This is a genomic window from Streptomyces sp. ActVer (assembly GCF_027270795.1).
In the GTDB taxonomy this organism is placed as follows: domain Bacteria; phylum Actinomycetota; class Actinomycetes; order Streptomycetales; family Streptomycetaceae; genus Streptomyces; species Streptomyces umbrinus_A.
The window spans coordinates 1-10,390 of sequence record NZ_JAPWHT010000373.1; the positions used below are offsets into that span (position 1 = coordinate 1).

The following is a 10,390-nucleotide window of genomic DNA, read 5'->3' on the forward strand; positions in this document are numbered from 1 at the left end:
CCAACCACTACATGGAATCCACGAAACCCCAGGTCACAACCATAATCTGAGATCTCTATCGAACCCGGGGCGGTTCACTCCTCCGTGTACCGCTTCGTGTACTTGCTTCCCACCTGGTGCTACTTCCTCTGGAACCTCGGGTCCCAGTCTCCAGGTGTCCACGGTCAAGGGGAAGGTTCATCTCGCCGCCTGCACCCGTGACTCATCCCGGTGCGGGTGGCGGGAAGTGCGCGGTGGACACCGCCGCGCTGACCAGGCTGTACGCCTTCGTGGTCATGGAGGTCGGCACCCGCACCGTGCACATCCTTGGCGTCACCGCCCACCCGACCGCAGCCTGGGCCACCCAGCTCTCGAGGAACCTCCTCGCCAACCTCGCAGACCGCGCCGCCGGCTTCCGCTACCTGCTACGCGACCGCGACAGCCGCTACACCCAGGCGTTCGATGCCGTCTTCACCGCCGACGGCATCGAGATCCTGAAGAGCGCGCCACAGACACCGCGGATGAACGCCCACGTGGAGAGGTTCATCCGCAGCGTGCGGGCCGAGTGCACCGACCGGATGCTGATCTACAACGAGCAACACGCACGGCGTGTCCTCGCCGAATACGCCGAGCACTACAACTCGGAAGGCCGCACCGGGCCCTGCACCTTCGCGCACCAGCCGACAATCCGAACGTCATCCCCTTCCCCGCCCAGCACATCCAGCGCCACGACGTCCTCAGCGGACTCATCCACGAGTACCGCGACACAGCCTGACGAAGATCACAACAGTCTGACGAACACCCAGCTCAACGCATGTGCGGGACTCTTGGCACCCAACAGGGCGTGCACGTCGGCGCGGCCCGCGAACAGTCTCTCGAACAGGGCGAGTTTCGCCTCCACCGTCGAGCGTGCATCGGCCTGGGGCAGGTCGGACGGTGACACCGGAGCCCCTCCAGCTCCCGCACCGAACCCGTGCTGCTCCGGGAACACGGCCACGGGAGGAAGATCCGGGGGCGCTCCTGGCTGAGGTCTCCCGGCCGTCAGGCGCGCAGCAGGGTGACGGTGCGCCCGGAGGGCGTGGTCCGCTGCGAGAAGGCGGTGCGCTCGTGGACCGGGGCTGCTTGCGGGCGGGTGTCGAAGACGACGAGGGTGCCCGTGGACAGCTCCATGCGGTCCAGGTAGTCGTCCAACTGTGCCAGACCCTCGGCGAGGGGGTCGGTGCGGCCCTGGCGCCACACCTTCAGCTCCAGCGCCTCGCGCTGCACCGCCCGCGAACCGTCGGCAGCGGTGTACGGCTGGCGAATCAGCAGGTCCACGCGCCGCCGGCCGATCCCGTACTCCCGGTCGATGAAACCCGCCCCGTTCACGATCCGGTGCAGGTAGGCCATCATCACCAGCTGCGCTGCGGCCTCCGGGTAGGTCGAGGCGGTGGCCAGGATCTCGCCGTTCTCCCGCCAGAACTCGGCAAAGGAGCACAGCAGCTTGTCCATGTCGATCCGGCCGTCCGGCAGCCGGAAGCTGCTCGGGGCGGCGACGACCTGGCCCTCCGTGTTGTTCCCCAGGACCCGGACAATGACCTCCTGGTAGATCGGATTGGCCACCCGCACCGGCGCGTCCGGAGCGACCAGCCCCAGGTCACGCACGTACGCCAGATCGTCGTCGTACGTGTCCGTCGGCAGGAGCAGCTCGCCCGCGATCACCGGCTGGATCACCCGCCGCACCCGGTCCTCGCCCAACCTGGCGGCCAGCGAGTCCAGATGCGTCGCACGCGCCAGGATCAGCCGCTCCTTCGCCTCCTCCATGTGCCCGGCCGTGATCGGCGTGTCCGACGGCACCCCCATCTCCTCGACGACCTCCCGGGCCAGCGCGTTGACCAGCCACGGCTGTCCCTGGGTAAAGCCGAAGGCACGCTCCAGCGCATCCACCGTGAAATCCTGGCCCGTCTGCGTGGTGTGCTGCCCGTACAGCTCGACGACCTCGGCCTCGGTGAAGTCGCCCAACCGCAGCGACGCCACCTTGATGTTGAACGGACTCGACGTACCAAGGCGCCCCGGATCCCCGCCCGAGGCCGCCTTGTAGTCACGCACATCCCGCAGCCCGCACAGCACCACCGCATGCGGGAAGCCGCCACGGCTGACAGTGAAGCCATCGCGCAACTGGCGCAGCACACTGCGCAGGCTCTCCCCCCGCAGCGCATCGATCTCGTCGAAGAACAGCACCAGCGGACTCGGACAGCTCCGCACCCACTCCGTCAGCCCCCGCGTGAGCCGGGACCCGGGCACCGCGTCGGGCCAGGAGGCGGGGGGCGCGAGCTCATCAGGAAGCCCAGCGGACTCCGCGGACCGCCGAATCGCCTCCAGCACCAGCAGCTCGGCCTGGCCGTAGTCCTCCCCGGCCACCTCCGCGCTCTCGCACGAGAAGTGCAGCGCCGCGTACCGGCCCGAGGCCGTCAGTTCCCGGGCCATCGCCGCCAGCACCGTCGTCTTCCCGGTCTGCCGTGGCGCGTGCACCACGAAGTACTGGCCCTGCTCGATGTACCCGCGGGCCCTGGGCAGCCGCTCCTGGGCCGGCACCATGTAGTGACGCGTGGGGACGCACGGCCCGGCCGTATTGAAGTAGCGCATACCTCGCACGCTAGCCGACGGCACCGACAACCTGAGGCGACCGTGCACCCGAACACCGGCTACACCGCCCCGTACAGGCACGAGTGCCACAGCGGCGCCCCGGTACGGGATCACCCGGCGGGCAGACGCAGAAACGCGGCCAGCGCCCGCTCGGGTGCGGTGACCGCTGGAGCGCCTCCGGCGACCGCCAGGGCATGCAGGTCACCGCCGCACAGCTCTTCGCGTGCCGATCAGCCCATCCGGAGCACCGTTGTCGTCCTCATCGTCCCAGTCGGCCGCATGCATCCTGCCCTTGCCGAAAATCTCATCCGGGCTGGTGAGCGACCGAGGCGCGCACTGCGGCCAGTGCCTTGTTGGACAGTTTGGCCGCGGGTCAGGGGCCGGTTCCCCGCGACCACGAACGCCGGAAAGCGGCTGTACCTGCTTCGTCACGGCGGCAAGGAGTGGCTGGACGAAGATCGACACAGTCGCATCGCCGTGGAGACCCGCATGGGCCACGAGGCCGCCGGCATGAAGGTCTCCACTCGCACGTTGCCCTGGCCAGGGAGCAGGAGATTGCCGATTCGCTGCAAAGCAGGTGGCTGCGCCGTTCGTGGTCGGCGGGAGAGTAGTGGAAGGCGCCATTTCCCACTGCTCTCCCATTCGATCTTGAAAAATGGTGGAAAACAGCAGGTCAAAGCCGCTCAGGACATGTCGACATAGTTGCGTTCATGAAGTTCATCACGACCAAAAGCTTCATGCCGTTCGTCTACTACCGCATCCTGCTCGGCATCCTGATCATCGTGCTGGTCAGCGTGGGCGCACTGAGCCCGAACGCGGCCGAGTCGGCAGGTTGACCGCGACCGTACTCGCAACACCCCCTGACATGACCGGGCCGCCCGCCTGATTCCCCCGTGGCGGGCGGCCCGTGCTCGGTGTCCAGAGGTCGGACTCGGCGGCGGCGACGTAAGTGTCCTCGGCCGCTGGACGACACCGGCTCGCGCCGGCGACGGGATTCGAACCCGCGTCTCTCTCTTGACAGGAGAAGTAGCCGCAGCCTTCGCACCTGGACATGAACCACCGTAGCGGGACGGGCTGTTGGGGGCACTCGATTATCCGGAGGGGCACCGCGGCACCGCTCCGGCTCACCCCTCAGGGAACGCCCGCGCCCACGGCTCCCGCTCGATCTCCAGTCCGTTGGCCACGTACGCGATGGTGCGGTACCAGCCCGCCAGGACCAGGAACTCCAGCGCTTCGAGTTCGTCGAGATGGGCTCGGAGAGCGGTCCAGGCGTCGTCCGACAGGCGGGCCGTGTCGTGGAGTTCGTCCACTGCCCGGAGCAGGGCCCCCTGGCGGGGCGTCCAGGCCGGATCGGCCGGGGTGGCGGTCACGGTCAGGGGAATCCACTCCTGCCCGAGACCGGAGGCCTCGGCGTACGCGGCCATGTGGACGCCCCACTCGTACGCGCAGCCGCAGCGGGCGGCGACCCTGGCGATGACCAACTCCCGGTCGGCGTCGGAGAGGCGGCCGTGGACGAGCAGGCCCGCGCCGAGGGTCCGCATTCGGGAGGCGAGGTCGGGGTGGCGTTGCAGGACCTTGAAGAGCATCAGGGGTTCCTGGGTGACGCCGGGCGGCATCCAGCGACGCAACTCGCGTTCGGATTCGGGGTCATAGGGCGGCGTGACGCCGTCGATGCGTTGCTTCATGCCCTCCGACTCTTGCGCTTCTGAAATCGAAGCGCAAGGGTGGGAACGCAAAGGAAGGCATCGGTAGTTGTCAGGCAACCGACGAGGAGGGAATGCGTCTTGGGCACCGCACCACGCCCCGGTCGGCCCGTGCGCGGTTCGGCCACGGGTCGCCCGGTCATGGCCGCACTCGACCTGCTGGGCCGCCGCTGGACGCTCCGCGTGATCTGGGAACTCCACCGGAGCGCTGCGCCGATCGGCTTCCGCGGCCTCCAGCGCCGCTGCGACGCCATGTCGTCCAGCGTCCTGTCCGCCCGCCTCACCGACCTCCGCGAGGCGGGCATCGCGGTGCCCACGGACGAGACGACCTGGCGCCTCACACCCCTCGGCGATGACCTCGTGACGGCGATGGGACCCCTGCTCGACTGGTCCCGCACCTGGGCCGACCAGCGGTGAAGCGGAACGACGGCCGGCCCTTTTCCCAACCCATCGACCCTCAAACGTTTTTGGCGTGACCAACCACATACTGCATGGGTAGCCGTTTGGTAGCGCACTGTCAGTCCTTGGCCCTACGCTTGTGCGCATGTCCCCCAATTCCGTGAGCCCTGGTTCCGCGCGGTCTGCCGCCGTGCTGAATGAGCAGATCCGCGCGTTATGGATACGCGCCGGCGGTTCTCTGTCGGCCCAGGAGAGGGCCGAGTACGAACTGCTGGTCGTGCAGTGGGCCGCGGCGATACGTCATGAGGTCATCGAGGCGGCGTGAGGCCCGTCGAGTGATGTCCGTGGCGTGAGGGCTTCCTGAGCATGCGGGCCAGCCCGGCGCCCCGCGGCACCGGCCGCACCAACCACTCCGCCGGAGCCCTGGACCTCACCGGCCCCCTGCCACCCGCAGCACCGCTCCCGTCGCGTACGACGAATCCGGTGACAACAGCCACGCCACGGCCGCCGCGACCTCCGCGGGATCCCCCGGCCGCCCGAGCGGAATCGACGGCGCCAGGCGGGTCGGGCGGTCCGGATCCCCCATCGCGGCATGCATCTCCGTGTCGATGAGGCCCGGGGCGACCGCGTTGACGCGGATGCCGTCGGGGCCGAGTTCCTTCGAGAGGCCCACCGTCAGCGCGTCGACCGCCGCCTTGGTGGCCGCGTAGTGGACGTACTCCCCGGGACTGCCGAGCGTGGCCGCCGCCGACGACACGTTCACGATGGCGCCGGCGCCCCGGGGCGCCATGTCGCGCGCGGCCCGGCGCGAACACAGCAGCGCGCCCAGGAGGTTGACCTCCACGACCCGGCGCAGTTCGGCGGTGTCCGTGTCGGCGAGCCGGCCGAGCGGGCCGGTCACGCCCGCGTTGTTCACCAGGCCCGTCACAGCGCCGAGGCGCTCCGCAGCCGTGTCGAAGAGCCGCTCGACGTCCGCCTCGTCGGAGGTGTCCGCGCGTACCGTCACGCACCGCGCCCCGGCCTCGCGTACGGCCGCCGCGGTCCGCTCGGCGGCCTCGTCGTCGCGTGCGTACCCGACCACCAGGTCGTGGCCGTCCGCCGCCAGCCGCAGGCAGGTCGCGGCACCGATCCCCCGGCTGCCACCCGTGACGACCGTGACGGGACGGGACGGACGAGACATGTGCGCTCCTTCGTGATCAGCTATCAGTGACCAGTGATCCGCAACCCACGATCCATGATCCGTGGTCCGCGGTCCCGCCCGTGCCGGAACGGGACGGCTGATCGTCTCCCGGGACCGGATCCGTACGTCCATACGGCGCACGACCGGTGAATATCACTGCACGCCCCTTGGCTCGGACCTCCCCGTGGCCAACACTGAGCCGATGACGCAGCGCGTGGAACTGGCTACGGTAATGGACCGGCTCGCGGTCGACGGACTGGTCACCGAGTACGCGGTGGCGGTCGACGACGGGGACTGGGAGGCGTACCGCGGACTGTTCGCGCCGGACGGGCGGGCGGACTACCGGTCGGCGGGCGGTATCGAGGGGGACGCGGGGCAGATCGCCGGATGGCTCGCGCAGACCATGGAGCTGTTCCCGATGCGGCAGCATCTCATCGTCAACCGGCGGGTGCGGTTCGGGGCGCTGGAGCAGGACACGGGCGACACGGCCCGGATCCAGGCGGACTACGTCAACCCGATGCGGTTCGCGGGAGACGACGGCGGGTCCACCGAGCCCGACTTCGTGTGCGGCGGCCGGTACGACTTCGGGCTGGTGCGGACGTACAACGGCTGGCGGCTGCGCGAGGTGGTCGTCCACGAGAAGTGGCGCCGGGTCACGCAGACGCAGCAGGAACCCGCCGCCCATTGAGCCCACGGTCGGCCTGTTCGCGCCTGCCCATCTGAGTGGATCGCCCCCTTACGTAGATCGTCCCCGTGCGCGCACACTGGAGTCACGCACCGTGCTTCGGGGGTCGAGGGAGGCGCTGCATGAAGCTGTCCGCCGCTGACTGGCGCCGACGCCTCGACTCCCCCTGGTGGCGCGGCGTCGCGGCCGCGCTCGCCGGTGCGCTGCCGATGCTGAGCTTCCCGGCGCCGTCCCTGTGGTGGTTCGCTTACGTGGCGCTGGTGCCGTGGATCCTGCTCGTCCGCTCGGCTCCGACGGCCCGGCGGGCGGCGTACGACGGCTGGCTCGGCGGGCTCGGGTTCATGCTGGCCGTGCACCACTGGCTGCTGCCGAGCCTGCATGTCTTCACCGTCGTGATAGCGGCGCTGCTCGGCGCGCTCTGGGCACCGTGGGGCTGGCTGACCCGCAGGTTCCTGGCCGGGGTGCCCTCGGCGGGCCAGGTCGTCGCCGCCCTGTTCGTGCTGCCCTCCGCCTGGCTGATGGTCGAACTCGTACGCTCCTGGGAGGGGTTGGGCGGCCCCTGGGGGCTGCTCGGATCGAGTCAGTGGGACGTGGAGCCCGCGCTGCGGCTGGCCTCGGTGGGCGGGGTGTGGCTGCTGAGCTTCCTGCTCGTCGCCGTGAACGTCGCGGTCGCCGTCCTCGTCGCCGTACGGCAGTCCCGTGTCCCCGCGGTCGCCGGGCTGGTCGCGACGGCCGCGGCCACCTCGGCGGCCTGGGTGTGGTCCCCACGGCCGGACGTCGACGGCCGGGTCCGGATCGCCGTCGTGCAGCCCGGTGTGATCGACGGCGTCGGCGGCGCGGAGAAGCGGTTCGCGCGCGAGGAGACGCTCACCCGGCAACTGGCCGGGCAGGACGTGGACCTCGTGGTGTGGGGCGAGAGCAGTGTCGGCTTCGACCTCTCCGACCGGCCCGACATCGCGGACCGGCTCGCGGCGCTCTCCCGCGAGGTGGACGCGGACATCCTGGTCAACGTGGACGCGCGCCGCTCCGACCGGCGCGGCATATACAAGAGTTCGGTGCTCGTGGGTCCCGAGGGTCCGACCGGCGACCGCTACGACAAGATGCGGCTCGTGCCCTTCGGCGAGTACGTCCCGGCGCGCTCCCTCCTCGGCTGGGCCACGTCCGTGGGCAAGGCGGCGGGCGAGGACCGGATACGCGGTACCGAGCAGGTGGTGATGAACGTCGGCGACGGGCTGCGGATCGGTCCGATGGTCTGCTTCGAGTCGGCGTTCCCCGACATGAGCCGTCATCTCGCCCGGGGCGGCGCCGAGTTGCTGCTCGCCCAGTCGGCGACCTCGTCGTTCCAGCAGAGCTGGGCGCCCGAACAGCACGCGTCACTGGCGGCGCTGCGGGCCGCCGAGACGGGCCGGCCGATGGTGCACGCGACGCTCACCGGCATCTCCGCGGTCTACGGCCCGAACGGTGAGCGCGTCGGCTCCTGGCTCGGCACCGACGCCGGCGCCTCCGCGGTGTACGACGTGCCCCTGGCACACGGTGTCACCCCGTACGCGCGGTTCGGCGAGTGGCCGGTGTACGCGGCGCTGCTCATCCTGGCCGCCCTGGGCGCCAGGGAAGGGGCCCGGCCGTTTCGGGTCAGGCGGGCCGGTCCGTCACCGCACGTACCACCCGCTCGCACAGCTCATGAGTCGCCAGCGCGTCCCGAGCGCTGAGCACCTTGCCCGCGCGCACCGCGTCGAGGAACGCGAGCACGACCTGCTCGATCCCGCGCTGCCGGGCCACCGGTACCCAGTCGCCGCGCCGGCGTATCGTCGGCTGGCCCTTGTGGTCGATGACCTCGGCGAGGTTGACGACCTGACGCTTGGTGTCCTGCCCGGAGACTTCGAGGATCTCCTCGTTCGAGCCGCTCAGCCGGTTCATCACGCCGAGCGCCGTGAATCCGTCCCCGGCGAGCTGGAGCACGACGTGGTGCAGCAGTCCGTTCTCGACCCGGGCCCGCACGGTCACGTCGTCGACCGGCCCCGGCGCCAGGAACCGCAGGGTGTCCACGACGTGGATGAAGTCGTCGAGGATCATCGTGCGGGGCTGTTCCGGCAGGCCGACGCGGTTCTTCTGCATCAGGATCAGCTCGCGCGGGTGGTCGGCACATTGCGCGTACCCGGGTGCGTAGCGCCGGTTGAAGCCGACGGCCAGGCTGGTGTTCCGCTCCTCCGCGAGCTTCACCAGGCGTTCGGAGTCGGCGAGTTCGTACGCGATCGGCTTGTCGACATAGGTGGCCACGCCCGCTTCGAGGAGGCGGGTCACGATCTCGGGGTGCGCGTGGGTGGGCGCGTGCACGAACGCCGCGTCGAGGTCCTGCGCGAGCAGCTCGGAGAGGTCGGTGTGACGCTGCCCGGCCGGCAGGTGGAGGCTGTCGGCGACCCTGGCGAGGGTCGCGGGCGTCCGCGTGTGCAGATGCAGTTCGAGCCCCGGCCGGGTGGCGAGCACCGGCAGATAGGCCTTCTGCGCGATGTCTCCGAGTCCGATGCAGCCGACCTTCACAGGGGTCTCCTCCGGGGAACCGACATGTCCAGGGCGTGCTCACCCGTGTCTCCTCGGAAGCATACGGCGCCTGCGGCGACCGCCAGTCGGCGATTCCGTCGGAACTCCGCAGGAAGAGGACAGGTCCGGCCTTCGAAACCGCGGCGACCGTCGCATTGCGCAGGGCCATGCCGGGACGGCTGGCGCTGGAGGCGACCCGTCGGCCGGAGCTGCGGGAGGTCCTGGACGGCATGCTGCGGAGCTGACCGCTCACGCCGGTCGGCAGGTCCCGGAAAGGATTGGGCTGTCGGCCGGCCCTCCGCGATGATGCGGGCATGACGATTGAACGCAGCGAACCCGCGATCGACGCCGACGAACGAACCATGCTGGAGGGCTGGCTCGACTACCACCGCCAAACCCTCGCCCGGAAGTGCCAGGACCTGGACGACGCCCAGCTCAGGACCGCCTCCGCGCCACCGTCCGAGCTCTCCCTGCTCGGGCTCGTCCGGCACATGGCGGAGGTGGAGCGGAGCTGGTTCCGCAAGGTGCTGGTGGGCGACGATCCCGGCCCGATCTACTACAGCGACGAGGACCGCGACGGCGAGTTCCACCTCACCGAGAAGGACACCTGGGAGGAGGCGTACGGCACCTGGCAGCGGGAGATCGAGGTCGCCCGGCAGAACGCGGCGCGCTTCGCGCTCGACGACCTGTCCGACGGCAGGAGCAGGTTCACCGACAAGCCCTTCAACCTGCGGTGGATCTACACCCACATGATCGAGGAGTACGCGCGCCACAACGGTCACGCCGACCTGCTCCGCGAGCTGATCGACGGGGTAACGGGCGACTGAAGCGCGTAGGTACCGGCAAGGGGTCGGCAACCAGACGCCCCCTTCAGCGGCGCGGGGAACTGCGCGACCAGCCCTCACCGACCCGCAGATGACGCACACCCTCCCCGGGCCGCCGCGGGCTCGCGCACCGGTCGTTCACCCATGCGGGGCATCCTCCGCTTGTCAGCTCCCCAAATGGGGGCGGACACAGCAGAGTTGCGCGGGTGCATCGAACCGCGACCACCGCAACGCTCCTGGTCACCGTGGCCGTCTCGGCCGTCTCCGGCTGTGTGACCGTCCAGCGACCGCTCGCTCCCGGCGCCCCGTCCGCGCCCGCTCCGGCCTCGGAGCCGCGCCCGGACGGCAAGGCGGAGCCCCAGATCGTGCAGGCGCCGGCCCGGGAGGCCCTGGAGATGATCGGCCCGTCCCGGCGCCCCTCGCCTCCCGCATCCACGCCCCGGCGTACGGCCCCTTC

The 10,390-nt window shown here is 70.3% G+C and carries 11 protein-coding genes and 2 pseudogenes; 9 read left to right on the forward strand and 4 right to left on the reverse strand.

The genetic code is table 11. From position 1 onward, the window contains the following. Positions 1 to 197: 197 nt before the first annotated feature. A complete protein-coding gene (locus O3Q52_RS40000; RefSeq protein WP_269653479.1) occupies positions 198 to 1,007 on the forward strand; it encodes an integrase core domain-containing protein in 810 nt (269 codons plus the stop codon). A gap of 13 nt (positions 1,008 to 1,020) precedes the next feature. Here O3Q52_RS40000 and O3Q52_RS40005 read toward each other — a convergent pair whose 3' ends face one another. After that, on the reverse strand, positions 1,021 to 2,604 hold the full coding sequence (locus O3Q52_RS40005; RefSeq protein ID WP_269653480.1) for an ATP-binding protein: 1,584 nt from the start codon (positions 2,602 to 2,604) through the stop codon (positions 1,021 to 1,023). A gap of 707 nt (positions 2,605 to 3,311) precedes the next feature. Here O3Q52_RS40005 and O3Q52_RS40010 point away from each other — a divergent pair. Beyond that, positions 3,312 to 3,440, forward strand: a pseudogene (locus tag O3Q52_RS40010) (undecaprenyl-diphosphatase); the annotation flags it as partial. Between the two features lie 288 nt (positions 3,441 to 3,728). Here the strand turns inward: O3Q52_RS40010 and O3Q52_RS40015 are convergent. Next, on the reverse strand, positions 3,729 to 4,289 hold the full coding sequence (locus O3Q52_RS40015) for a carboxymuconolactone decarboxylase family protein (protein ID WP_269653481.1): 561 nt from the start codon (positions 4,287 to 4,289) through the stop codon (positions 3,729 to 3,731). Between the two features lie 159 nt (positions 4,290 to 4,448). Between O3Q52_RS40015 and O3Q52_RS40020 the strand changes: the two genes are divergently transcribed. Further along, on the forward strand, positions 4,449 to 4,724 hold the full coding sequence (locus O3Q52_RS40020; protein WP_269653482.1) for a helix-turn-helix domain-containing protein: 276 nt from the start codon (positions 4,449 to 4,451) through the stop codon (positions 4,722 to 4,724). Between the two features lie 127 nt (positions 4,725 to 4,851). Continuing rightward, positions 4,852 to 5,031: a hypothetical protein gene (locus tag O3Q52_RS40025; RefSeq protein ID WP_055617124.1), complete on the forward strand. Its 180-nt coding sequence runs from the start codon at positions 4,852 to 4,854 to the stop codon at positions 5,029 to 5,031. Between the two features lie 105 nt (positions 5,032 to 5,136). Here the strand turns inward: O3Q52_RS40025 and O3Q52_RS40030 are convergent, their stop codons facing one another. Beyond that, positions 5,137 to 5,886 (reverse strand): SDR family NAD(P)-dependent oxidoreductase, encoded by a 750-nt coding sequence (locus O3Q52_RS40030; protein ID WP_269653483.1) that lies wholly within the window; start codon positions 5,884 to 5,886, stop codon positions 5,137 to 5,139. Positions 5,887 to 6,088: 202 nt separating this feature from the next. Between O3Q52_RS40030 and O3Q52_RS40035 the strand changes: the two genes are divergently transcribed. Together O3Q52_RS40035 and lnt are read left to right on the forward strand one after the other, a co-directional pair. After that, positions 6,089 to 6,574: a nuclear transport factor 2 family protein gene (locus O3Q52_RS40035; RefSeq protein WP_269653484.1), complete on the forward strand. Its 486-nt coding sequence runs from the start codon at positions 6,089 to 6,091 to the stop codon at positions 6,572 to 6,574. A 119-nt stretch (positions 6,575 to 6,693) separates the two neighbouring features. After that, a complete protein-coding gene (gene lnt, locus O3Q52_RS40040) occupies positions 6,694 to 8,280 on the forward strand; it encodes an apolipoprotein N-acyltransferase (protein ID WP_269653485.1) in 1,587 nt (528 codons plus the stop codon). Here lnt and O3Q52_RS40045 read toward each other — a convergent pair. Continuing rightward, the gene (locus tag O3Q52_RS40045; RefSeq protein WP_269653486.1) at positions 8,204 to 9,109 is read right to left on the reverse strand and encodes a Gfo/Idh/MocA family protein; all 906 of its coding nucleotides are present in this window, start codon (positions 9,107 to 9,109) and stop codon (positions 8,204 to 8,206) included. The genes lnt and O3Q52_RS40045 overlap by 77 nt on opposite strands. 35 nt (positions 9,110 to 9,144) lie before the next feature. Here O3Q52_RS40045 and O3Q52_RS54270 point away from each other — a divergent pair, with 35 nt between their 5' ends. From O3Q52_RS54270 to O3Q52_RS40060, 3 genes and pseudogenes are all read left to right on the forward strand, one after another. Further along, entirely contained in the window at positions 9,145 to 9,354 is a 210-nt protein-coding gene (locus O3Q52_RS54270) for a hypothetical protein (protein WP_332112985.1), read from the forward strand. A 69-nt stretch (positions 9,355 to 9,423) separates the two neighbouring features. After that, the gene (locus tag O3Q52_RS40055; RefSeq protein WP_269653487.1) at positions 9,424 to 9,936 is read left to right on the forward strand and encodes a DinB family protein; all 513 of its coding nucleotides are present in this window, start codon (positions 9,424 to 9,426) and stop codon (positions 9,934 to 9,936) included. A 203-nt stretch (positions 9,937 to 10,139) separates the two neighbouring features. Continuing rightward, positions 10,140 to 10,390 (forward strand): annotated as a pseudogene (locus tag O3Q52_RS40060) (hypothetical protein); the annotation flags it as partial.